Origin of the sequence: Geobacillus sp. Manikaran-105, from assembly GCF_002809955.1 — a bacterium.
Classification (GTDB): domain Bacteria; phylum Bacillota; class Bacilli; order Bacillales; family Anoxybacillaceae; genus Geobacillus; species Geobacillus thermophilus.
This window is the reverse complement of the sequence record NZ_PIJG01000022.1, coordinates 21,617-44,119: the sequence shown is the minus strand read 5'-3', so window position 1 is coordinate 44,119 and position 22,503 is coordinate 21,617. Positions and strand designations below refer to the sequence as shown.

General features: G+C 51.5%; 22 protein-coding genes and 1 rRNA gene. 13 read left to right on the top strand and 10 right to left on the bottom strand.

Annotated elements, in window-relative coordinates:
- The 9 genes from CV945_RS08220 to dnaA all read right to left on the bottom strand — a co-directional run.
- Window positions 1-74: ribosomal RNA gene (locus CV945_RS08220) — 16S ribosomal RNA — on the bottom strand; the annotation flags it as partial.
- Between the two features lie 240 nt (window positions 75-314).
- A complete protein-coding gene (locus CV945_RS17040) occupies window positions 315-458 on the bottom strand; it encodes a hypothetical protein (RefSeq protein WP_155734064.1) in 144 nt (47 codons plus the stop codon).
- On the bottom strand, window positions 439-1,515 hold the full coding sequence (locus tag CV945_RS08215; RefSeq protein WP_047817615.1) for an HD-GYP domain-containing protein: 1,077 nt from the start codon (window positions 1,513-1,515) through the stop codon (window positions 439-441). The genes CV945_RS17040 and CV945_RS08215 overlap by 20 nt, the downstream gene beginning before the upstream one ends.
- Before the next feature lie 176 nt (window positions 1,516-1,691).
- A complete protein-coding gene (gene gyrA / locus CV945_RS08210; RefSeq protein WP_047817614.1) occupies window positions 1,692-4,169 on the bottom strand; it encodes a DNA gyrase subunit A in 2,478 nt (825 codons plus the stop codon).
- 153 nt (window positions 4,170-4,322) lie between these two features.
- Window positions 4,323-6,245, bottom strand: coding sequence for a DNA topoisomerase (ATP-hydrolyzing) subunit B (gene gyrB, locus CV945_RS08205; RefSeq protein ID WP_033011989.1), 1,923 nt, complete (start codon window positions 6,243-6,245; stop codon window positions 4,323-4,325).
- A gap of 45 nt (window positions 6,246-6,290) precedes the next feature.
- A complete protein-coding gene (recF, locus tag CV945_RS08200; RefSeq protein ID WP_033011988.1) occupies window positions 6,291-7,409 on the bottom strand; it encodes a DNA replication/repair protein RecF in 1,119 nt (372 codons plus the stop codon).
- An 11-nt stretch (window positions 7,410-7,420) separates the two neighbouring features.
- Window positions 7,421-7,642 carry a S4 domain-containing protein YaaA gene (gene yaaA / locus CV945_RS08195; protein ID WP_033011987.1) on the bottom strand — a complete coding sequence of 74 codons (222 nt, stop codon included), beginning with the start codon at window positions 7,640-7,642 and terminating at the stop codon, window positions 7,421-7,423.
- 182 nt (window positions 7,643-7,824) lie between these two features.
- Window positions 7,825-8,961, bottom strand: coding sequence for a DNA polymerase III subunit beta (gene dnaN / locus CV945_RS08190; RefSeq protein WP_033011986.1), 1,137 nt, complete (start codon window positions 8,959-8,961; stop codon window positions 7,825-7,827).
- A 171-nt stretch (window positions 8,962-9,132) separates the two neighbouring features.
- Complete coding sequence (gene dnaA, locus CV945_RS08185; RefSeq protein ID WP_033027785.1) at window positions 9,133-10,482, bottom strand: chromosomal replication initiator protein DnaA; 1,350 nt, start codon at window positions 10,480-10,482, stop codon at window positions 9,133-9,135.
- Between the two features lie 490 nt (window positions 10,483-10,972).
- On the opposite strand from dnaA, the gene rpmH reads away from it, so the two are divergent.
- The 11 genes from rpmH to CV945_RS08130 all read left to right on the top strand — a co-directional run bounded on the left by rpmH (window position 10,973) and on the right by CV945_RS08130 (window position 20,304).
- Window positions 10,973-11,107, top strand: coding sequence for a 50S ribosomal protein L34 (rpmH, locus tag CV945_RS08180; protein ID WP_020961658.1), 135 nt, complete (start codon window positions 10,973-10,975; stop codon window positions 11,105-11,107).
- Between the two features lie 79 nt (window positions 11,108-11,186).
- Window positions 11,187-11,546, top strand: coding sequence for a ribonuclease P protein component (rnpA, locus tag CV945_RS08175; RefSeq protein WP_033014243.1), 360 nt, complete (start codon window positions 11,187-11,189; stop codon window positions 11,544-11,546).
- Between the two features lie 81 nt (window positions 11,547-11,627).
- Window positions 11,628-12,392 (top strand): YidC family membrane integrase SpoIIIJ, encoded by a 765-nt coding sequence (spoIIIJ, locus tag CV945_RS08170; protein ID WP_049624132.1) that lies wholly within the window; start codon window positions 11,628-11,630, stop codon window positions 12,390-12,392.
- The gene (gene jag, locus CV945_RS08165; RefSeq protein ID WP_100659539.1) at window positions 12,389-13,045 is read left to right on the top strand and encodes an RNA-binding cell elongation regulator Jag/EloR; all 657 of its coding nucleotides are present in this window, start codon (window positions 12,389-12,391) and stop codon (window positions 13,043-13,045) included. The genes spoIIIJ and jag overlap by 4 nt, the downstream gene beginning before the upstream one ends.
- A 222-nt stretch (window positions 13,046-13,267) precedes the next feature.
- Window positions 13,268-14,656, top strand: coding sequence for a tRNA uridine-5-carboxymethylaminomethyl(34) synthesis GTPase MnmE (gene mnmE, locus CV945_RS08160; protein ID WP_100659538.1), 1,389 nt, complete (start codon window positions 13,268-13,270; stop codon window positions 14,654-14,656).
- A 17-nt stretch (window positions 14,657-14,673) separates the two neighbouring features.
- The gene (mnmG, locus tag CV945_RS08155; RefSeq protein ID WP_033010846.1) at window positions 14,674-16,563 is read left to right on the top strand and encodes a tRNA uridine-5-carboxymethylaminomethyl(34) synthesis enzyme MnmG; all 1,890 of its coding nucleotides are present in this window, start codon (window positions 14,674-14,676) and stop codon (window positions 16,561-16,563) included.
- A gap of 23 nt (window positions 16,564-16,586) precedes the next feature.
- Window positions 16,587-17,303: a 16S rRNA (guanine(527)-N(7))-methyltransferase RsmG gene (gene rsmG / locus CV945_RS08150; RefSeq protein ID WP_100659537.1), complete on the top strand. Its 717-nt coding sequence runs from the start codon at window positions 16,587-16,589 to the stop codon at window positions 17,301-17,303.
- A 142-nt stretch (window positions 17,304-17,445) separates the two neighbouring features.
- On the top strand, window positions 17,446-18,291 hold the full coding sequence (gene noc, locus CV945_RS08145; RefSeq protein ID WP_033010848.1) for a nucleoid occlusion protein: 846 nt from the start codon (window positions 17,446-17,448) through the stop codon (window positions 18,289-18,291).
- Window positions 18,292-18,418: 127 nt separating this feature from the next.
- Window positions 18,419-19,180, top strand: a complete 762-nt coding sequence (locus CV945_RS08140; protein WP_033010849.1) for a ParA family protein — start codon at window positions 18,419-18,421, stop codon at window positions 19,178-19,180.
- Window positions 19,173-20,033: a ParB/RepB/Spo0J family partition protein gene (locus CV945_RS08135; protein WP_033010850.1), complete on the top strand. Its 861-nt coding sequence runs from the start codon at window positions 19,173-19,175 to the stop codon at window positions 20,031-20,033. Before CV945_RS08140 ends, CV945_RS08135 begins: the two co-directional genes overlap by 8 nt.
- Window positions 20,034-20,091: 58 nt before the next feature.
- Window positions 20,092-20,304, top strand: coding sequence for a DUF554 family protein (locus tag CV945_RS08130; protein WP_044743677.1), 213 nt, complete (start codon window positions 20,092-20,094; stop codon window positions 20,302-20,304).
- A 134-nt stretch (window positions 20,305-20,438) separates the two neighbouring features.
- Here CV945_RS08130 and yyaC read toward each other — a convergent pair whose 3' ends face one another.
- On the bottom strand, window positions 20,439-21,059 hold the full coding sequence (yyaC, locus tag CV945_RS08125) for a spore protease YyaC (RefSeq protein ID WP_044743676.1): 621 nt from the start codon (window positions 21,057-21,059) through the stop codon (window positions 20,439-20,441).
- Window positions 21,060-21,246: 187 nt separating this feature from the next.
- On the opposite strand from yyaC, the gene CV945_RS08120 reads away from it, so the two are divergent.
- Together CV945_RS08120 and CV945_RS08115 are read left to right on the top strand one after the other, a co-directional pair.
- Entirely contained in the window at window positions 21,247-22,146 is a 900-nt protein-coding gene (locus CV945_RS08120; RefSeq protein ID WP_044743675.1) for a mechanosensitive ion channel family protein, read from the top strand.
- A 19-nt stretch (window positions 22,147-22,165) separates the two neighbouring features.
- Complete coding sequence (locus CV945_RS08115; RefSeq protein ID WP_033008859.1) at window positions 22,166-22,363, top strand: DUF951 domain-containing protein; 198 nt, start codon at window positions 22,166-22,168, stop codon at window positions 22,361-22,363.
- Window positions 22,364-22,503 lie beyond the last annotated feature (140 nt).

The window sequence follows — 22,503 nt, the reverse complement described above, 5'->3', positions numbered from 1 at the left end:
CCGGTCCGCTCGACTTGCATGTATTAGGCACGCCGCCAGCGTTCGTCCTGAGCCAGGATCAAACTCTCCAAAGAAAGTTGATTGGCTTTTGCTTCGGCCAATGCGGCCGAAGTTTTTTTCATGACGCTTGCGTTTTGTTTAGTTTTCAAGGAGCTTGATCTTTACTTTAATGATGACAGCTATTACATAATAACTGATGGGCGATGAAAAGTCAATAGTTTTTTTATTTCGTTGTTGCCGGCGCAAGCAAAGTTGATTGTATCATGTTGATGTTGTTTATGCAACGGTATTTTTTGGACGGTTGGCAATTTAATTCAAAAAACAATGCGAAATGCGTTATTCTCAAGCTGAGAAACCTGCTGAAATCCGCTTCCTCTTTCGGCGATGAACAACAGCAGCAAGAGAAAATGATTGTTTTTCACCGGCCTTTTCGGTCGACTATTCATCCATTGGTGCACGCAAAACCTCCTCAATATATATATCATGTTGAGTGCTTAACAGAAGCAATCGTCCCGTCCTCGCTGCTTTGACAACCGGCCGGGTTGGCTCGTCTGGCTGAATCAACATGACTTCGGCTGTCTCACCGTTGGATAGTTTGACGACGGCTCCTGTTTGCAGGCCGACGAGACGGTTCAACAGTACAGCGACGGCGTCTGCGCTCAATCTGCCGGCTTGCTGCCGCAACATCGTTTCAATGGCCCGAAGCGGCGGCTGTTTGCGCCGATACAAGCGCTCTGACGTCATGGCGTGGTACACATCCGCTGTTGCGACGAGTTGGCTGTAGGGGTGAATTTTTTTCGCTTTTAACTTGAGTGGATAGCCGCTGCCGTCGTTTCGCTCATGATGTTGCAAAACGGCTAGCTTCGCTCCATGGCTTAACGCTGTGATCTTCTGCACCATGCGGTAGCCGAGAATCGGATGTTGCTTCACTTCGCGGAACTCCACTTCAGTGAGCGCCGACGGCTTCGTTAAAATTTGTTTGCTCATTTTTGCCATGCCGCAGTCGGACAAGACGCCGGCTAAAACGACTTGGTGGCATTCCCCGCGGCTATACCCGAGCTCCATGGCTAAAAAGCCGGCGAGCAATCCTACACTGACGGCGTGATGATATAAATATTCCTCTTTTGTCGCATAATGGTGCAACGCAAGCAATTCCCGCTTGCAGCCTGTCATGTGTTCAAAAAGGGGAATGACAGCTTCCCTTATTTCATTGATGTCGACCGGCAAGCCGGACCGCCAAGATTGAAACCATGTCTTGTATTGGCGGACGGTCTCTAAATATAAAGAGAGCGGCCGTTGATCCTCCGCCGCGGCCGAATCCCCCGGCGAAAATGGTTCGCCGTTTGCGAGAAACGGCTCAATCTCCACTTCCTCTACAAGAAATTTTTCAAGCACTTGCAACAACGGTGTTGTAATAATAGTGTTTTTTGTCATAATCGGCCGTTTCGTTTTGCCGATTACATCTTCAGCAAGCACACAGCCTTCGCGAAGCTGGGAGCGCTTCACGCGAACCATCCATGTAGCCCCCCGTCTTTTTGTTTTTATCGTAGCACGATTTAGGCTGCAATAACAGCACTTTCGCAATCGGAAAGCCCAATAAGCGCGTTTCGCTTTCCGATTCGCCGTAAAAACAGACGCACGCATTTTCAAACGAAAGGGCGCCCCGCACCTGCAGGCGGAACGCCATTCAATTAAGCGGGATGCCCTTCTTCCTCTTTCTCTTCTTTTTCTTCCTCTGGCACTTTGGCAACTGTCGCTACACACTCATGTTCGTCTTCGCCCGAGAGGCGAATGAGCTTGACGCCTTGGGCAATTCTCCCTGTCCTGGAAATATCGCTGACAGCGATGCGGATCAGCACGCCGCCTGTCGTAATGACCATTAAATCTTCATTGCCGACGACTGTTGTCACTGCAACAACAGGGCCGTTCCGTTCCGTGACATTGCACGTTTTCAACCCTTTGCCGCCCCGGCTTTGCACGCGATACTCCGAAGCTGGGGTGCGTTTGCCAAACCCTTTTTTCGTCACAACAAGAACATCATGATGGTCTTCCAAGATTTCCATGCCAACGACTTCATCGCCGTCATCGAGTGAGATGGCCTTGACCCCCGTCGCACTGCGTCCCATTGTCCGCACATCCGTTTCTGGAAAACGGATGAGCATCCCTCTTTTCGTGCCGATAATCAAATGTTTTTTACCGTCCGTCAACTTGACGGAAATCAGCTCATCCCCCTCGCGCAAGTGAATGGCGATGAGCCCATTGTTGCGGATGTGGGCGAAAGCTGAGAGCGGAGAGCGCTTGGCGATCCCTTGCTTTGTCGCAAACACGAGATAAAGCTCATTATCAAACTCATTTTCAATGGGGATCATGGCGTTGATCCATTCATCCTTGTCGAGCTCAAGCAAGTTGATGATCGGCAGCCCTTTGGCGGTGCGGCCGAATTCCGGAATTTCATAGCCTTTCGCCCGGTATACTTTCCCTTTATTTGTGAAAAACAGCACGTTGTCATGAGTAGAAGTGACGAGCAAATGTTCGACAAAGTCATCCTCGGCGGTATGCATGCCTTGCACGCCCCGGCCGCCGCGTTTCTGGCTTCGATACGTCGATAACGGCAGGCGCTTAATATATCCTTTATGGGTGAGCGTAATGACGACATGTTCGTGCGGGATTAAGTCTTCGTCGTCAAACTGTTCGACAGCCCCCGCAATGATCTCTGTGCGCCGCTCGTCGTTAAACCGCTCTTTGATTTCGGCCAGCTCATCGCGAATGATCTGCAATACTTTCTCTTCGTCAGCCAACACCGCTTTCAACTCAGCGATGAGGCGGAGAAGCTCTTGATACTCCTGTTCAATTTTTTCCCGCTCGAGGCCGGTCAGCCGTTGCAGGCGCATATCTAGGATCGCCTGCGCCTGCCGTTCGCTGAGCGAAAACCGCTCCATCAACCCTTCGCGCGCTATTTCTGTCGTTCGCGAACGACGGATGAGGTCGATCACTTCATCCAAATGGTCAAGGGCAATGCGCAAGCCTTCAAGAATATGGGCGCGCGCTTCAGCTTTTTTCAGCTCAAAGGCAGTTCGCCGGCGGATGACCGTTTTCTGGTGGTTCAAATAGTGCTCCAAACATTCTTTTAAGTTCAACACTTTCGGCTCGCCATCCACCAAGGCGAGCATGTTGATTCCAAAACTCGTCTGCAAGGCGGTATGTTTGTATAAGTTGTTTAACACGACCTTCGCGTTCGCATCGCGCCGCACTTCAATAACGATGCGCATTCCGCTCCGGTCCGATTCATCGCGCAAATCGGTGATGCCGTCGATTTTTCTCTCGCGCACCAATTCGGCGATCCGTTCAATCAGCTTTGCTTTGTTCACTTGATAGGGGAGTTCGCTTACAATAATCGTTTCCTTGCCATTGGCATGCTGCTCAATTTCAGCCTTGGCGCGCAACGTAATGGATCCCCGTCCCGTTTCGTACGCCTTGCGGATGCCGCTGCGGCCGATGATTTGCCCGGCCGTCGGGAAATCCGGACCAGGAATGTATTCCATCAAGTCGGCAACGGTCATCTCCGGGTTTCGGCTTAACGCCAACAGCGCATCGATGACCTCGCCAAGCTGATGCGGAGGGATGTTCGTCGCCATCCCAACGGCAATGCCTGACGAACCATTGACAAGCAAGTTTGGAAACCGTGACGGCAGCACAACCGGTTCTTTTTCTGAACCGTCGTAGTTATCTTGGTAATCGATCGTGTCTTTATTGATGTCGCGCAACAGCTCCATGGCGATTTTCGACATGCGGGCTTCCGTGTAACGCATGGCCGCTGCTGCATCGCCGTCGATCGACCCGAAGTTGCCGTGCCCGTCAACGAGCATGTACCGGTAGTTGAAGTCTTGCGCCATGCGCACCATCGTATCATACACGGCGGCGTCGCCGTGCGGGTGGTATTTCCCGATCACTTCGCCGACGATGCGGGCTGACTTTTTATACGGTTTATCAGCGGTCATGCCGAGGTCATGCATGGCATATAAAATGCGGCGGTGCACCGGTTTCAGCCCATCGCGCACATCCGGCAAGGCGCGGGAAACGATGACGCTCATGGCGTAGTCAAGGAACGACGAGCGCATTTCCTGGCTGATATTGACTTCGCGAATGCGCGATTGTTCATGTTCTGCCATTCATATAAACCTCCCTTTTGAGCCTTCTTCGGCCCGGTCTGCCTTTACAGGGAGCAGACATAGGCGGACGGCGGGCGCCGCTTCGTTTGCGCCCCGGTTGGCCCCGTCGGCAAAAAGAAGCGAGGAGGGCGGCCCCATCCCTCTCTTTTCATCCTAAATGTCCAAGTTTTTCACATAACGGGCGTTTTCTTCGATAAATTGGCGGCGTGGCTCGACTTTGTCGCCCATTAAAATTTCAAACGTTTCATCTGCGTCAATGGCATCTTGCAAGCTGACTTGAAGCAATGTTCGCTTTTCCGGGTTCATCGTCGTCTCCCAAAGTTGCTCTGGGTTCATCTCGCCCAACCCTTTGTAGCGTTGGATTGTCGGCTTCGGTTGTTCCGGCAGCTCAGCAAGAATTTTTTCGAGCTGGCGGTCGTTGTAAGCGTAGCGCACTTGTTTTCCTTGTTCGATTTTATACAGGGGCGGTTGGGCGATGTACACATAGCCGTGCTCGATAAATTGACGCATGTAGCGATAAAAGAATGTCAAAAGAAGCGTGCGGATATGAGCGCCGTCGACGTCCGCATCGGTCATAATGATGACTTTATGATAACGCGCCTTTGAGATGTCGAACTCTTCGCCAATGCCGGTGCCAAGAGCGGTGATGATCGCTCGCACTTCGTTGTTGGACAAGATTTTGTCGATTCTTGCCTTCTCAACGTTGAGAATTTTCCCACGTAACGGCAAAATTGCCTGGAAATGGCGGTCGCGCCCTTGTTTCGCTGAACCGCCCGCCGAATCCCCCTCCACGATATACAGCTCGCTGATCGACGGATCTCTTGACGAGCAGTCGGCAAGTTTGCCCGGCAAATTGGAGACTTCAAGCGCGCTTTTGCGCCGCGTCAGTTCGCGCGCCTTTTTGGCCGCCAGGCGGGCGCGGGCGGCCATCATCCCTTTTTCGACAATTTTTCGGGCAATGGTCGGGTGTTCGAGCAAAAACGTTTCAAATTGTTCAGAAAAGACAGCGTCCGTCACCGTGCGCGCATCGCTGTTGCCGAGCTTTGTTTTCGTCTGCCCCTCAAATTGCGGGGAGGGGTGTTTGATTGACACAATGGCCGTCAGCCCTTCCCGCACATCTTCCCCCGTCAAATTGGCATCATTGTCCTTGAAAATTTGCTGTTTGCGGGCGTAGTCATTGATGATGCGCGTCAACGCCATTTTAAAGCCGGATTCATGCGTGCCGCCTTCGTGCGTATGGATATTATTCACGAATGAATAAATGTTGCTCGTATAGCCGTCGTTGTACTGCAAGGCGATTTCGACAGCGATGCCGTCGCGCTCGCCGGCAATGTAAATCGGCTCTTCGTGCAACACTTCCCGCGTCCGATTCAAATGGCGGACGTAAGAGCGGATGCCGCCTTCATAAAAGTATTCACTTTTCCGGTTGTCAACCCGTTCATCCGTCAAGGTGATTTTCAAGCCGCGGTTCAAAAAGGCGAGCTCGCGCAGCCGGGCGGCCAACGTTTCGTAATCAAACTCGGTCGTTTCTGTAAAAATTTCCGGATCCGGCTTAAAGCGGGTCGTCGTCCCGGTTCGGTCCGTCTCGCCGATGACTTGCAGATCGGTGCACGGCTCGCCCCGCTCGTATTTTTGATAATGGATTTTCCCATCTCGGTATACGTAAACTTCCAGCCATTCCGACAAGGCGTTGACGACCGAGGCGCCGACGCCGTGCAAGCCGCCGGATACTTTATAACCGCCGCCGCCGAACTTCCCGCCGGCGTGCAGAACGGTCATGATGACCTCAACAGCCGGCCGTCCGGTTGCCTCATGCACATCGACTGGAATGCCGCGCCCGTTGTCAGCGACCGTGATGCTGTTATCCTTTCCGATCGTCACATGAATTTCCGTGCAATAGCCGGCTAATGCTTCGTCAATGCTGTTGTCGACGATTTCCCAAACGAGGTGGTGCAGCCCTTTAGGCCCCGTCGAGCCGATGTACATCCCCGGGCGCTTTCGAACTGCTTCAAGGCCTTCGAGCACTTGGATTTGGCTCGCGTCGTACGCTCGCTCAACCCGTTGTTCCATTGTCATGCCAGATCACCTACGCTTTCTTTGCAAACGTTCAACGTTTTGCGGTCAAGAAGGGGCAGCTACCGAACCGGAGTGGACTCGATAAATAGCCGCTTCTTGAATGATATCGTGCTTAATGCCGTCAATGCTCGTTGTGGTCACGAAAGTTTGCACTTTTTTTCGGATCGCATCTAAGAGGTGGGTTTGCCGAAAGTCATCAAGTTCGGACAGCACATCATCGAGCAACAAAATGGGGTAATCACCTAACTCGGAAAAGATGAGCTCAATTTCCGCCAGTTTCACCGCCAGCGCGGTTGTGCGCTGTTGCCCTTGGGAACCGAACGTTTGGACGTTTTTTCCGTTGACGATAAACGCGATGTCATCGCGATGCGGGCCGGCAAGCGTCGTTCCCCGCTCGATTTCCCGTTTTCGCAAGGAAGCGAACGTTTCGCAGTATGCTTCTACTATTCTCGACAATTCTGCCTTTTCTGATACGTCGACCGACGGTTCATACCGAATGCCGAGTTGTTCAGCTCCGCGGCTGATTTCACGGTGGATCGGCATCGCCCACTGCTCAAGCAGCGACAAAAACTGGCGGCGCCGCAACGTAATCTTCGCCGCCAGCACGGCGAGCTGTTCGGTTAATACGTCAAGCACCGCCTCGTTGCCCCTCTCGCGCGTCTGCATCATCTTCAAGCAGTGGTTGCGCTGCTGCAACAGTTTTTGGTATTGACCCAAATCATGTATATAAACGGGGGATACTTGTCCGATTTCCATATCGATAAACCGCCGCCGCACTTGCGGACTTCCTTTGACCAGATTCAAGTCTTCCGGAGCGAACATGACGACATTTAACTGCCCGACATATTGGCTGAGCCGTCGCTGTTCAATATGGTTGCATCTCGCTTTTTTCCCTTTTTTTGAGATGAGCAGTTCAAGGGCAAGAGAACCGCTTCGTTTTTCCGCTCTTCCTTCTATTTTAGCATACTCTTCATTCCAACGGATAAGGTCTTTATCGTTCGATGTGCGGTGCGATTTCGCCATGGCCAATACATAAATGGCCTCCATCATGTTTGTCTTCCCTTGGGCATTTTCCCCGAGAATGACGTTGACGCCTTGGCTGAAATTCACCATTTCATGTTCGTAGTTGCGGTAGTTCGTTAACACTAAGTCGGTTAAAAACACCCGATCTTCACCTACTCTGCCCGTACAACGACAAACGTGCCGATTTGCTCCACATCCACCCGGTCGCCGTCTTTTAACTTCCGCCCGCGCCGGGTCTCTCTTTCGCCATTGACGAGCACGTTGTATTCCTGCAAAAACCATTTCGCAGCGCCGCCTGTATCAATTAACTGCACAAGCTTCAACAGCTGTCCTAACGTGATCGTTTCCGTTTTAATCGTCACCGTTTGTTCCATCCGTTCATCGCTCGCTTTCCTCTAAGTCGCCTATTCCTTTATTTTATCGAAAACATCGCCCGCCCGCAAAGAAAGCCGATGAAGAGAATGGGACGCAATTGTCCCCATCCTCTCCATCGGAGGCATTGCGAAAAGGACGGCGTCCATGACTGGATCGCCCTTTTATGCGTTTCCGACATACATCAATATGTTCTTACCGGCAAAATGAGCTGCAGCATCGAGTCGGTGTAAAGCGGACGCAGCACGAACGGGCGCATTGCCCCGGTGAAACTGATTTGAATATCGGTGCCATCAAGGGCCCGGAGTGCATCCATCATATATTTTGCGCTGAACGAGATGTTTAACTCTTCCCCTTCAAGTGATTCGGCCTGCAACTGTTCCGTCACTTTCCCGATTTCTGGAGAAACCGAGGAAATTTCCAACAGCCCTCCCGGGAGCGTCGTCAGTTTCACGACATTGTTTCTCCCTTCCCTTGCAAGCAGTGATGCCCGGTCAATCGCTTGCAAAAACTCTTTCGCATTGACGGTCATCGTTGTTTTGCTTTCTGTCGGAATCAGGCGGGCTGTTTCCGGATAGTTTCCGTCAAGCAGCCGGGAAAAGAAAAGAAGATGTTCCGCTTTAAACAACACTTGGTTGGCCGTTATGACAATATCGACCGGAGCGCTGCCGTCGTCCAAAATTTTGCTCAGCTCGTTTAGGCTTTTCCCCGGAATGACGACGTTGTACGACACAGCATGTCCTGCTTCAATTTTTACCTTTCGCATCGCCAAACGATGGCTGTCTGTCGCCGTGCAGACGAGTTCGTTATTCTCCACTTTCCAGTTGACACCTGTCAAGATGGGGCGCGTTTCCGATGTTGAAACAGCAAAAACAGTTTGTCGGATGATTGTCTTCAATAGATCAGCCGGAATTTGAAAGACGTTTTCTTCCTCAATTTGCGGCAACCGCGGATATTCGTCGGCATTTAAGCCATTGAGACGGAATTCCGAGTGGCCTGAGCGGATGACAGTCAAAAAGTTGTCTTCCGTCTCGATCTCGACAGTTTGCTGCGGCAGCTTTTTGACAATTTCAGCAAAAAAGCGAGCTTGCAGCACGATGCTTCCCGGCCTTTTGACATCAACGAGCAGCCGACCTTCTTTTTCAAGCGGAATGAACGACTCGATCGAAATATCGGAGTCGCTGCCTGTCAATGTCACCCCAAGGGCCGTCGCTGTCAGTTTAATCCCTGTCAAAATCGGAATCGTCGTTCTCGTCGATACAGCTTTCATCACATCTTGGACGCTTCTTGCCAGCGCTTCACGGTCAATCGAGATGTTCACTTGCTGTTCCTCCTCGTTTTAATGGTGATCGGAAATAAATTATAAAAATATAAAAAATAAAAACCGTAGTACTAGTAGTATGGCTTGTTGGTATGTGGATAACCAAGAAAAGCGAAGCAAGCACAGCTTGCCCACATGTGGATAAGCTGTGCGTAAGACAGCGGCGGTTATTCACAGTTGCTTCAGCTTTTCTTGGATTTCTTTCACATGTTTCTGCAGCTGCGTGTCGGTTTGCAAAAGCTTTGATATTTTTTCATGGGCGTGGATGACCGTCGTATGATCGCGGCCGCCAAATTCGTCGCCGATTTTTGGCAGCGAACAGTCGGTCAGTTCGCGGGAGAGATACATGGCGATTTGCCGGGGGAACGCGACCGATTTTGTCCGTTTTTTTGCCTTAAAGTCTTCAAGCTTAATATTGAAATGCTGTCCAACAACGCGCTGAATGTCTTGGATCGTGATCACTTTGGGCTTCGCGCTCGGAATGATATCCTTCAATGCTTCCGCTGCCAGGTCAGCCGTGATTTCTTTATTGATAAGCGATGAGTAGGCGACGACGCGGATGAGGGCGCCTTCGAGCTCACGGATGTTCGAATCGATTTGATTGGCGATATAAAGCATCACTTCGTTCGGAATGTCAAACCCTTCCGCTTTCGCTTTTTTTCGGAGGATGGCGATCCGCGTTTCCAAATCAGGCGGCGTGATGTCGGTGATCAGCCCCCACTCAAAGCGCGAACGCAAGCGGTCTTCAAGCGTCGGGATTTCTTTAGGCGGCCGGTCGCTTGAAATGACGATTTGCTTGCTTTCTTCATGCAGCGTGTTAAACGTATGGAAAAATTCCTCCTGCGTTTGTTCTTTTCCAGCCAAGAACTGAATATCATCGATCAGCAGAACGTCAACGTTTCGATACTTGTTGCGAAAATCGTCCGGGCGGTTGTCGCGAATGGCGTTAATAAACTCGTTTGTAAACTTTTCTGAAGATAAATAGACAACTTTCGCGGATGGGTTATGTTCAATGACGTAATGGCCGATCGCGTGCATCAAATGCGTTTTTCCAAGTCCGACTCCGCCGTAAATGAAAAGCGGGTTGTACGCCTTGGCCGGAGCTTCGGCGACCGCGAGTGATGCAGCATGGGCGAACCGGTTGCCGGAGCCGATGACAAACGTGTCGAATGTATATTTCGGATTTAACATGCTTTGCGGGAAATCATTCGCTTCCTCGTACGGCTTCCGCTGTTTTTTGGCCGGTTGAAACTCGAGTTCTTCGTCAGCCTGGTTTGGCGGAATGATAAATTTGACGGCCAGCTCTTCGCCGGTAATGGCGTAGATCGTTTCCCCAATTAAATGGGAATAGCGGGAATCAAGCCAGTCTCTAGCAAACTCGTTCGGGGCTACGATGACGAGCGTGTCACCACGCAAAGAGTGGGCTTTCGTTGACTTGAGCCAAGTCTCAAAGCTCGGCTTGCTGATTTTCCGTTCAATTTCCTGAAGCACGCGATCCCATAAATCATGGATATTTTCCACCCGTTGCCCCTCCCTTTTAATTCAGAGGATAATCATTTGTTTAAAAAAATAAGTTTGTGGAAAAGATATATTAAGGAAAAAAGACGGCTTTTCGACAAAATCCACCAACTGTGGACAACATTATAAACAAGATGTGAAAAAACATATCCACAAACTATCCACAAGTGTGGATATGTTTTTTTATCCACACAGTTATCCATTGTCGACCATAGTGAAAACACAATAATAATAGCAAATAAAACGGCTTGTTGCAACGGAATTTTTTGATTATCCACAAAACGGACAGGCTGTGAAAAAAACGTTATCCACACCGTTGCGTATGTGAAAAAAATGTCGATAAATGTTGTGGATTGTGGTTGGGGACAGAAAAATTTATCCACATCAAGGCCGCCTCAAGAAAAGAGAAAGGGGCGGTTGACATTTGCTGAGATTGTTCAATATAATGAGAAAGACTGCCCGTAACAGTTATTCCTTCAGGGAGGTGTCATAGATGAAACGGACGTATCAACCAAATAGACGGAAGCGCAGCAAAGTGCACGGGTTCCGCGCGCGCATGAGCACGAAAAATGGGAGAAAAGTATTGGCGCGCCGCCGTCGCAAAGGAAGAAAAGTATTGTCTGCATAATAGGCCACTGAAGCTTCAGTGGTCTTTTTTCTCAATGTTTTGGCGGCGGGAAACTAGGCAAATGGAGTGTTTTAGGGGCATGAAAAAAAAATATCGCATCAAAAAAAACGAGGAATTTCAAGAGGTGTTTCAGCAGGGCGTCTCGGTGGCGAACCGCCAGTTTGTCGTCTACACGCTTGACCGTCCTGAGCAGCCTTATTTTCGCATTGGGCTGTCAGTCAGCAAAAAGCTTGGCAAAGCGGTTGTCAGAAACCGGATCAAACGATACGTCCGCCAATGCTTTCTTGAATTGAAAGAAGAGGTCGCCCCTGGCAAGGACTATGTCATTATTGCCAGGCAGCCTGCGGCGGAAATGGGCTACGCGGAAGTGAAAAAAAGTTTGATCCATGTGCTGCGGAAAGCCGGGGGGCTGAAAAAGGAGGCTGAACGCCGGATTTAGCCTGAAAAAACGCTCTCACAAGGGCGGAAAAAGATGATAAAATACATACAGTGAACTTGTACATGTGGGAGGAAAAAGAAGGTGAAAAGGCGAATACTATTCATTGCTTTGATCGGTGCATTGGCTGCCATGCTGGCCGGATGCACGGAAATCAATCAGCCGATCACTCCGGAAAGCAAAGGATTTTGGAACGAGTATATCGTTTATCCGCTCTCCTGGCTGATCAAATATGTGGCCGGGCTGCTCGGCGGAAGTTTTGGGTTGTCGATTATTGTCGTCACTATTTTAATCCGTTTGTTGATTTTGCCGCTGATGATCCAACAGACGCGCAATGCCAAAGCGATGCAAGCGCTTCAGCCGGAAATAGAGGCGTTGCGTAAAAAGTACAGTTCGAAAGACGCTCAGACACAGCAAAAGCTCCAGCAGGAAATGATGCTCTTGTTCCAAAAGCACGGGGTCAATCCGATGGCCGGCTGTTTGCCGATTTTAATCCAAATGCCGATTTTAATCGGTTTTTACCACGCGATTATGCGGACAAGGGAAATTGCCCAACATAATTTTTTATGGTTTGACCTTGGCGAAAAGGATCCGTACTTTATTTTGCCGGTCATTGCCGGGGTGACGACGTTTATCCAGCAAAAGATCATGATGGCCGGCTCCGCTCAGCAAAACCCGCAAATGGCGATGATGCTTTGGATGATGCCGATTATGATCGTCATTTTCGCGATCAACTTCCCAGCTGCTTTGTCGCTTTACTGGGTCGTCGGAAATATTTTCTCCATTGTGCAAACGTATCTCATTAAAGGGCCGGAGATTGCCGCCCATTCAGGAGGAGCGAAAAAGTGAAAGAAGTGACCGCGACTGCCCGGACAGTCGAAGAGGCGGTGCAGTTGGCGCTCGCGCAGCTTGGCGTGCCTCGAGAGCGTGCGGTTATTGTTGTGCTCGATGAAGGGAAAAGAGGTTGGTTTGGCTTGTTTGGCGGCCGGCCGGCGGTTGTCAAAGCGGTGTTGAAAATGGATCCGGTTGAGGAGACGGTGCGCTTCTTGCAGCAAGTCATTGCGCATATGGGAGCGGAAGAGGCAGACGTCGAAGCTGTCCGCTGCGGCAAGCAAGTGACGCTCCACATCCATGGGGGGCCGGTCGGTTTGTTGATCGGCAAACACGGCCAAACTTTAAATGCTCTCCAGTTTTTGGCGCAGCTTGTCGCCAATCGCCATGCGGAGGAATATATGTCGATTGCGGTTGACGTGGAGCATTATCGCGAACGAAGGGAAAAGGCGCTTGTGGAACTGGCGCACAAACTGGCGGCTCAGGCGGTCAGGACAGGCAAAGAAGTGAGGCTGGAGCCGTTGCCCGCCCATGAACGCAAAATCATCCATGCTGCGTTGGCCGGCCATAAGCATGTCTCTACCTATTCGGTTGGAGTTGACCCGCACCGCCTTATTGTTGTTTCCCCGATAACAAGCAAAAAATCGCCAACGAAAAGGACGCCCCTCTAACGAATGTGGAGGAGGCCTCTTTTTTTGCCCTCTTTCGCTTGTGTATTTGCGGCTGCGCGAAAATGGGCCAGCAATATATTTTTCCACAGCGGGGCTGAGCGTGCCATATTGTTATTCACATGTGGATAAGTTAAAATTGAACTAAACAACTATGCACAGGGAGCATGCGGCTGAGAAAGGCTGTGGATATAGAAGAAACGGAGAAAAGCGAGGTGAAAAGCGGTGACACAATTGGATACGATTGCCGCCATTTCAACGCCGATGGGCGAGGGGGCGATCGCCATCGTCCGGCTGAGCGGAGATGAGGCGGTGGAGATCACTGACCGGCTGTTTCGGAGCCCGAGCGGGAAGCGGCTGAAAGACGTCCCGTCGCATACGATCCATTACGGGCATATTGTCGACCCGAAAAGCGGCCGGGTCGTCGAAGAAGTGATGGTGTCGGTCATGCGGGCGCCGAAAACATTTACACGCGAGGACGTGGTGGAAATTAACTGCCATGGCGGATTTGTTTCCGTCAACCGCGTTTTGCAGTTAGTGCTCGCCAACGGAGCGCGGCTTGCCGAGCCGGGCGAGTTTACGAAGCGGGCGTTTTTAAACGGGCGCATTGACTTGTCCCAAGCGGAGGCGGTCATTGACTTGATTCGGGCGAAAACGGACCGGGCCATGAATGTCGCCTTGCAGCAAATGGAGGGGCGCCTTTCCAAGCTCATCCGCGAGCTGCGGCAGACGATTTTGGAGACGCTGGCGCATGTTGAAGTGAACATCGATTATCCCGAATACGATGATGTCGAGGAGATGACGCCGCGGCTGCTAAAGGAGAAGGCGCAATATGTGCGCCGGCAAATTGAAAAGCTTTTGTCGACCGCCAATCAAGGGAAAATTTTGCGCGAAGGGTTGGCCACGGTCATTATCGGACGGCCGAACGTCGGCAAGTCTTCGCTGTTAAATGCGCTCGCCCATGAAAATCGGGCGATCGTCACCGATATCCCGGGGACGACGCGCGATGTCATTGAGGAGTATGTCAACGTCCGCGGCGTGCCGCTCCGCTTGATTGATACGGCCGGCATCCGGGAAACGGAAGATGTTGTCGAACGAATCGGCGTCGAGCGCTCCCGGCAAATGTTGAAGCGGGCCGATTTAATTTTGCTCGTTTTAAACTACCACGAACCGCTGACAGAAGAAGATGAACGGCTGTTTGCGATGACGGAAGGGATGGATGTCATCGTCATTGTGAATAAGACCGATTTGCCCAAGCAGATTGACATGGAGCGCGTGAACGAGCTGGCGGCCGGCCGTCCGGTCGTGGCGACGTCGTTGCTGCGCGAACAAGGAATTGATGAATTGGAACAGGCGATTGCTGACTTATTTTTCGGCGGCGAACTGGAAGCCGGCGATTTAACATACGTCTCCAACTCCCGCCATATCGCCTTGCTCGAGCAGGCGAAACAGGCGATTGACGATGCCTTGGCCGGCATTGACGCCGGCATGCCGGTCGATCTTGTGCAAATCGATTTGCGCCGGGCGTGGGAGCTGCTTGGCGAAATCGTGGGTGATACAGTGCACGAAAGTTTGATTGATCAGCTGTTTGCTCAATTTTGTTTAGGAAAATAAGCAAGGAGGAAACAAGCATGGATTACCAAGGAGGATCGTATGACGTCATCGTCGTCGGCGCCGGCCATGCCGGCTGTGAAGCGGCATTGGCGGCCGCGCGCATCGGGGCGAAAACGCTCGTCATCACCCTTAACCTTGATATGATTGCGTTCATGCCGTGCAACCCGTCGATCGGCGGCCCGGCAAAAGGGATCGTCGTGCGTGAAATCGACGCTCTCGGCGGGGAAATGGGAAGAAACATCGATAAAACATACATTCAAATCCGGATGCTCAACACCGGGAAAGGCCCGGCCGTGCGCGCGCTGAGGGCCCAGGCTGATAAAGTGCTGTACCAGCGGGAAATGAAGAAGACGCTTGAAAGGCAGGAAAACTTGACGCTGCTGCAGGGCAAAGTCGAGCGGCTCATCGTGGAAGACGGCGTCTGCAAAGGCGTCGTTACGCAAACGGGGGCTCATTATTACGCCAAGGCGGTCGTCATCACAACCGGGACGTTTTTGCGCGGGGAGATCATCATTGGCGACATTAAATATTCGAGCGGACCGAACAATCAGCAGCCGTCGATCAAGCTGTCCGAGCATTTAGAGGAGCTTGGGTTTAAGCTCGTCCGCTTTAAAACAGGCACGCCGCCGCGCGTCAACAGCCGGACGATCGATTACAGCAAAACGGAAATTCAGCCGGGCGACGAAGAGCCGCGGGCGTTTTCGTACGAGACGACAACATACATCACGGATCAGCTGCCGTGCTGGCTGACGTACACGACGGAGGAAACGCACCGAATCATCGATGAAAATTTGCATTTGTCGCCGATGTACTCCGGCATGATTAAAGGAACCGGGCCGCGCTATTGCCCATCGATCGAAGATAAAGTCGTTCGGTTCCACGACAAGCCGCGCCATCAAATTTTCCTCGAGCCGGAGGGGCGGGAAACGGAAGAAGTGTACGTGCAAGGACTGTCAACGAGCCTGCCGGAACATATTCAGCGCAAGCTTCTTGAAACGATTCCGGGGCTTGAGAAAGCGCAGCTCATGCGGGCGGGATATGCGATCGAGTACGATGCGATCGTGCCGACCCAGCTCTGGCCGACGCTCGAGACGAAGCTTGTGAAAAACTTGTATACCGCAGGGCAAATCAACGGTACGTCCGGCTATGAAGAAGCGGCGGGCCAAGGCATTATGGCCGGCATTAACGCCGCCCACCGTGCGCTCGGCCGCGAGGAGATCATTTTAAGCCGTTCGGACGCCTATATCGGCGTCTTAATCGACGACTTGGTGACGAAAGGGACGAACGAGCCGTACCGCTTGCTCACCTCGCGCGCTGAATATCGGTTGTTGCTCCGCCACGACAACGCCGATTTGCGCCTGACCGAGCTCGGCTATCGGATCGGCCTCATTTCCGAAGAGCGGTATCAAAAATTTTTGGCGAAAAAAGAGGCGATCGAGCGGGAGAAAAAGCGGCTGCAAACGGTGATCATCAAACCGACGCCAAAAGTGCAGGAAGTCATCCGCGAAGCGGGCGGAAGCGAGCTGAAAGACGGCATCCGCGCCGCTGATTTGCTCCGGCGTCCGGAAATGACGTATGAACATATTCGAAAACTGGCGCCGGCGGACGAGGACATCGCTCCGGAAGTGGCCGAGCAAGTCGAAATTCAAATCAAGTACGAAGGCTACATCCAAAAATCGCTGCAGGAAGTCGAGCGGCTCAAAAAAATGGAAAACAAAAAAATCCCGGAAGATATCGATTACGACGCTATCCAAGGGCTGGCGACCGAGGCGCGGCAAAAACTGAAGCAAGTGCGGCCGCTCTCAATTGCCCAGGCATCGCGCATTTCCGGCGTCAATCCCGCCGATATTTCGATATTATTAGTGTATTTGGAACAAGGAAGAATTGCGCGCGTGTCGAATGAATAAATCATGAGGGAAAGGATTGGCATATGGAGGCGACACAATTTCAATCCATGCTCGAAGAGAGAGGGATTTCCCTCTCTTCCCGGGCGCTTGCGCAGTTTGAGCGCTATTATGAACTGCTTGTGGAATGGAATGAGAAAATGAATTTGACTGCCATTACGGACAAGCCCGGCGTCTATGTAAAGCATTTTTTTGATTCGGTTTCTCCGGCTTTCTATTACAATTTTTCCGCGCCTATATCGCTTTGCGATGTCGGCGCCGGGGCGGGGTTTCCGAGCATTCCGCTCAAAATTTGTTTTCCGCAGCTGCGCATCTCGATCGTCGATTCGCTGCAAAAGCGCATCCGCTTTTTGGAGCATCTCGTAGCAGAGCTGGAACTTGCGGATGTAGCGCTGTACCATGATCGCGCTGAGACGTTCGCCCGCCAAAAGGGGATGCGCGAATCGTTCGATGTCGTCACGGCTAGAGCGGTGGCGCGCATGCCGGTGCTTGCCGAACTTTGTCTTCCGCTTGTGAAGACAGGCGGTACATTCATTGCGATGAAAGCTGCCTCAGCGCTGGAAGAGCTGAAAGAGGGGGAGAAGGCAATTTCTGTGCTTGGCGGGGAGGTGGCGGCGGTGGAAACGTTCATGCTGCCGTTCGAAGAGGGCGAACGGACGATCATTTTCGTCCGCAAAACGAAAAAGACGCCGGCTCGATATCCGCGCAAGCCGGGAATGCCGAGCAAACAACCGATTCAATAAAACCCCTTGCAGACGGCGCGGGGGTCCGTCCCTCCGCTTTGCGTCCTATGCCAAGGGAAACAAAAGACGGCCTTAAAGCAGCGGCGTATGCCGGGCAAAACAGAGAATATCGGCCAAGTATGTCCAAAGGTGGTGTAGGGGGATGAAGCATCCGTTTTCGCGCTTGTTCAGCTTTGGAGAAAAAGAGCAAGAAGAAATGGGAGAAGACAAAGACCGGGAAGAAGTGCGCCATATTCCCGTTTCCAGCATTATTCCAAACCGTTTCCAACCGCGCGCTGTGTTCGATGAGGAGAAAATCGATGAATTGGCGTTGACGATCCGCACGCATGGCATTATTCAACCGATCGTTGTGCGTGAATGCGGAAACGGCCAATTTGAAATCATTGCCGGCGAGCGGAGATGGCGGGCGGTGCAAAAGCTTGGCTGGACGGAAATCCCCGCTATTGTGAAAAACTTAAACGACAAAGAAACCGCCTCCGTCGCCCTCATCGAAAACCTACAACGCGAGGAATTGACGCCGATCGAAGAGGCGATGGCGTATGCCAGGCTGATCGAGCTGCACGATTTGACGCAGGAGGCGCTCGCCCAGCGCCTTGGCAAGGGGCAATCAACGATCGCCAACAAGCTGCGTCTCCTAAAACTCCCTCAGGAAGTGCAAGAGGCGCTGTTGCAGCGGACGATCACTGAGCGCCACGCACGCGCGTTAATTGTGTTGAAAGATAAAGAGAAACAGCTGAAACTGTTGCAAGAAATCATCGACAAACAGCTCAACGTCAAGCAGACGGAAGACAGGGTCGTCAAGATGCTCGAGGCTGGCGAGCGAAAGCCGAAGCCGAAACGGAAGGCGTTCAGCCGCGATATGCGCATCGCCGTCAACACGATCCGCCAATCGCTCTCCATGGTGGAAAACAGCGGCGTATCCGTCCATTCCGAAGAAGAGGAATTTGACGATTACTATCAAATTACGATTCGCATCGCGAAAAAATAATCATCAAGTCGCCTTTTGCCTCATCAAGCGCAGCTGATGGGGTTTTTTTCTTTCAGAAAACAAAGTCATTTTCCTTTTTTCATGGTAAAATAGAATTTACGAGTAAGGAATAGAGGTAGGTGGCACCGTGGGCAAAGTCATTGCTATTGCAAATCAGAAAGGCGGGGTCGGAAAAACGACAACAGCTGTCAACCTGTCGGCCTGTTTGGCGCATCTCGGAAAAAAAGTGCTGCTCGTTGACGCCGATCCGCAAGGAAACGCGACAAGCGGCATCGGCATTGAAAAAGGCGATGTCGACGAATGCATTTATAATGTCATTATTGGCGATATGAAGGCGAAAGAGGTCATTCGGCCGACGAACATTGAAAACTTATATGTCATCCCGGCGACAATCCAACTTGCCGGTGCAGAAATTGAGCTTGTTTCGGTCATCTCCCGAGAAATCCGGCTCAAAAATGCGCTTGAGCCGCTGAAAGCCATGTACGACTTTATCATTATCGATTGCCCCCCTTCGCTAGGGCTGCTGACGCTGAATGCGCTGACGGCGGCCGATTCCGTCATGATTCCCGTCCAGTGCGAATATTATGCGCTTGAAGGGCTCAGCCAGCTGCTGAACACGATTCGGCTTGTGCAGCGCCACTTAAACTATAATTTGCGCCTCGAAGGCGTCTTGTTGACCATGCTCGATGCGCGGACGAATTTAGGGTTGCAAGTCATTCAGGAGGTCAAAAAGTATTTTCGCGAAATGGTGTACGAAACGATCATCCCGAGAAACGTGCGGCTGAGCGAAGCGCCAAGCCACGGCAAGCCGGTGATTTTGTACGATGTCAAATCGCGGGGGGCGGAAGTGTATTTAGAGTTGGCGAAGGAGGTGCTTGAGCGTGGCTAAAGGTCTTGGCAAAGGCATTAATGCGCTGTTTCACAACCTCGAACTCGACGGAAAAGAGGGAGTGGTGCAGGAGGTCAGCATTCATGTCCTTCATCCGAATCCATACCAGCCGCGGAAAACATTTCAGCCCGAAACGATCGAAGAGTTGAAACAGTCCATTTTGCAGCACGGCATTTTGCAGCCGCTCATCGTCCGCCGGTCGGTCAAAGGGTTTGAAATTGTTGTCGGCGAGCGGCGCTACCGGGCGGCAAAAGAGGCGAACCTGCAGTTTGTGCCGGTCGTCGTGCGCGAACTGACCGATGAACAAATGATGGAGTTTGCCCTTTTGGAAAACTTGCAGCGCGAAGATTTGAACCCGATTGAAGAAGCGATGGCTTATAAAATGTTGATGGACAAACTGCATCTGACCCAGGAGGAAGTCGCCAGCCGCGTCGGAAAGAGCCGCCCGCACGTCGCCAATCATGTGCGCCTCTTGTCGCTTCCTCCCGACGTGCAAAAACTGCTTGCCGATGGAACGCTGTCAATGGGCCATGGACGTGCGCTGCTCGGGCTGAAGCAAAAAAGCAAAATGAAGTTCGTGATCGAGCGGATTGTCCGCGACGGGCTGAACGTCCGCCAGCTCGAGAAACTGATCCGGCAAATCAACGAAAATGTTTCACGTGAAACATCGAAACGGAAACCGCCGGAAAAAAGCGTGTTTCTCCGTGAGAGCGAATCGCTGTTGCGCGAAAAATTCGGCACAAACGTCACGATCAAACAGACGAAGAAAAAGGGGAAAATTGAAATCGAGTTTTTTTCTCCGGAAGACTTGCAAAGAATATTGGAACTGCTTGATGTGCAGTTCGACGAGTAGAGCGGCCTGGCAATAAGGGCCGGTTTATTTTTGCTGGAGCTAGAGAGGGTTGAACATCATGGTATTGCTAGGAACGATTGTGAACGGGCTCAGCATTGTAGCCGGGGCATTGATTGGAAAATGGTTTCACCGCATTCCCGAACGGGTAAAAGAGACGGTGATGGGAGGAATCGGGCTGAATATGCTCGGTTTGACGAACATTCGCGTGGCGAATTTGCTGCCGAGCATTCTTGTCGTGGCGGCTGCCGTGTGTGTTCTTTCATTCGTCTAATAGACGGCCGCCTCTTCGGCCGAGAGCGGACAAACGACGTCCGTGCAGAGGGAGCGCCTAAACCGGGCGTTCAAGGCGCGCAAAAGAAATCCCCTCTTTAAGAACAACAGCCGGATGAGAGGGGATTTTGCTGTTTACCATAAGGAATGCCGGTCTTTCAGAAGCGGTTGGGCGGCTCGCTCTTTGCGGATGATGTGCCGCTCCGCTTCATAAATGCCGTTGGCGATCGTTTTCGCCATATTCATGACGAGATGAAGACGCGTATTTTGCAAGACGAAAAATTCCATAAACCCGCTCACATTGACGACTCCAGTAATATGGGCGTCGCCGACAGGGGGAAGTTGCTTGTTCACTCCGGCTCCGGGGCGAACCGGCCCTTTCGACACGGTGATGGCCCCGACGCTTTTCAACCGTCCGAGGCAAGCGTCGACAGCGATGATAAACGGATCGCGATGAATCAGCTGAATGGCCCCCACTTTTTCTTCCAAGTTGACCGCATGAATCGGCTCTTCAAGCGTTCCGTATACGTGAAAACGGGCCAATGGCTTCTCCTTCAGCATCGTGCCGACGAGCGGTCCAAGCGAATCGCCGGTCGAACGGTCCGTGCCGATGCAGACGACGGCAATCGGTTGAACGAGCGGATCGGGAAGCAGCGAAGTGATTCGCCAGGCGATGGACGATGCCGCCCCCTGTTCATCATAAAAAACGCGATTCCTTTCTTCCCGGGAAGAGAAAAATATCGACGGTATGCTCATGCGATTCACTCCTACTTTCGGTTCAAAATTATTAACAGTATACGGAAAATAAAAGAATCATATACATCTCGATGTTTGTTTTCTTGTCTTTTCTTTTTCGCCCGCTGCCTGCATTTGACTACAAATCGGCGGTCCATCTTGTTAAAATAAAAGCGCAGAATAGAAAAAGGTTGAGGTGTCGTCAACATTGAATGCGATGGAAAAAACGGTTAACCGGCTGCTCGAGCTGTTGACGAATGAGGAGCTATGGCTTCGAATTGGAACAGGGGCGCTTAAGATTGTTCTTATCCTACTCATATGCGCCGCAGCAGTGAAAGTGTTGAAAATAGCCGTTCATAATATGTTCAAAGTGCGGGAGAAAGCACCGATCCGCATTTCGGAACGGCGAGAGATGACGTTAACGCGGCTGTTAGACAATGTGATTACGTACGTACTATATTTTATTGCGCTGTTGATGATTTTAGATACGTTTGGTGTTCCGGTCAAAGCGTTGTTGGCTGGGGCCGGGGTTGTTGGCCTGGCCGTCGGCTTCGGGGCGCAAAGCTTAGTAAAAGACATCATCACCGGGTTTTTCATCATTTTTGAAGACCAGTTTGCGGTCGGCGATTACGTCCGCATCGGCAATTTTGAAGGGTATGTGGAAGAGATCGGGCTTCGGGTGACGAAAATTAAAAGCTGGACGGGAGAAGTGCATATTTTGCCTAACGGCAGCATTACGCAAGTGACGAACTATTCACTTCACAACAGTTTGGCGGTAGTGGACATCAGCATCTCCTATGAAGAAGATATTGAAGAGGCGGAAAAAGCGATTCGTGAACTGCTGCCGCAGTTGCCGGACAAATACGAGGATATGGTCGCACCGCCGCAGTTGCTTGGCGTGCAAAACTTAGTGAACTCGGAAATGGTGCTTCGTATTACATGCGAAACGAAGCCGATGTGCCATGTCGGTGTGGCAAGAGCCATCCGCAAAGAAGTAAAGATGCTTTTAGACGAACGCGGAATCGAAATGGCATACCCAAGGTTCGTGTTGCATCGGCGAAGCGGAGAGGAGCCGCTTGATGCCAAATGGCAAGGGCAGAAATCATGACAATCATGGAGGTGAGCAGATGGAAGAGAAGGAATTTGGCTTGTATGATATCGTTGAGATGAAAAAGCCGCACCCGTGCGGCACGAACCGTTGGAAAGTGATCCGCTTAGGCGCGGATATCCGCATCAAATGCGAGGGGTGCGCCCACAGCGTTCTGTTGCCGCGCAAAGAGTTTATTCGCAAAATGAAAAAAGTGTTAGTCAGGCATGAAGAATGACAAAAGGGGCTGATCCAAAAGAGCGGTAACGCTCCTATCTGGAGCAGCATGGAAACATAGACCGCCACGAAACATCCGGTAAAGCCAAGGGTTTCAGGAGGGGGTCTCTTTCCCATACTTCGGTTGCATCTTATCAAAAA

Bases quoted from the DNA above. Each gene is read 5' to 3' on its own strand.
- CV945_RS08215 (WP_047817615.1), bottom strand. From the start codon at position 1,515: ATGGTTCGCGTGAAGCGCTCCCAGCTTCGCGAAGGCTGTGTGCTTGCT.
- gyrA (WP_047817614.1), bottom strand. From the start codon at position 4,169: ATGGCAGAACATGAACAATCGCGCATTCGCGAAGTCAATATCAGCCAG.
- gyrB (WP_033011989.1), bottom strand. From the start codon at position 6,245: ATGACAATGGAACAACGGGTTGAGCGAGCGTACGACGCGAGCCAAATC.
- yaaA (WP_033011987.1), bottom strand. From the start codon at position 7,642: ATGGAACAAACGGTGACGATTAAAACGGAAACGATCACGTTAGGACAG.
- rpmH (WP_020961658.1), top strand. From the start codon at position 10,973: ATGAAACGGACGTATCAACCAAATAGACGGAAGCGCAGCAAAGTGCAC.
- rnpA (WP_033014243.1), top strand. From the start codon at position 11,187: ATGAAAAAAAAATATCGCATCAAAAAAAACGAGGAATTTCAAGAGGTG.
- mnmG (WP_033010846.1), top strand. From the start codon at position 14,674: ATGGATTACCAAGGAGGATCGTATGACGTCATCGTCGTCGGCGCCGGC.
- rsmG (WP_100659537.1), top strand. From the start codon at position 16,587: ATGGAGGCGACACAATTTCAATCCATGCTCGAAGAGAGAGGGATTTCC.
- noc (WP_033010848.1), top strand. From the start codon at position 17,446: ATGAAGCATCCGTTTTCGCGCTTGTTCAGCTTTGGAGAAAAAGAGCAA.
- CV945_RS08130 (WP_044743677.1), top strand. From the start codon at position 20,092: ATGGTATTGCTAGGAACGATTGTGAACGGGCTCAGCATTGTAGCCGGG.
- yyaC (WP_044743676.1), bottom strand. From the start codon at position 21,059: ATGAGCATACCGTCGATATTTTTCTCTTCCCGGGAAGAAAGGAATCGC.
- CV945_RS08115 (WP_033008859.1), top strand. From the start codon at position 22,166: ATGGAAGAGAAGGAATTTGGCTTGTATGATATCGTTGAGATGAAAAAG.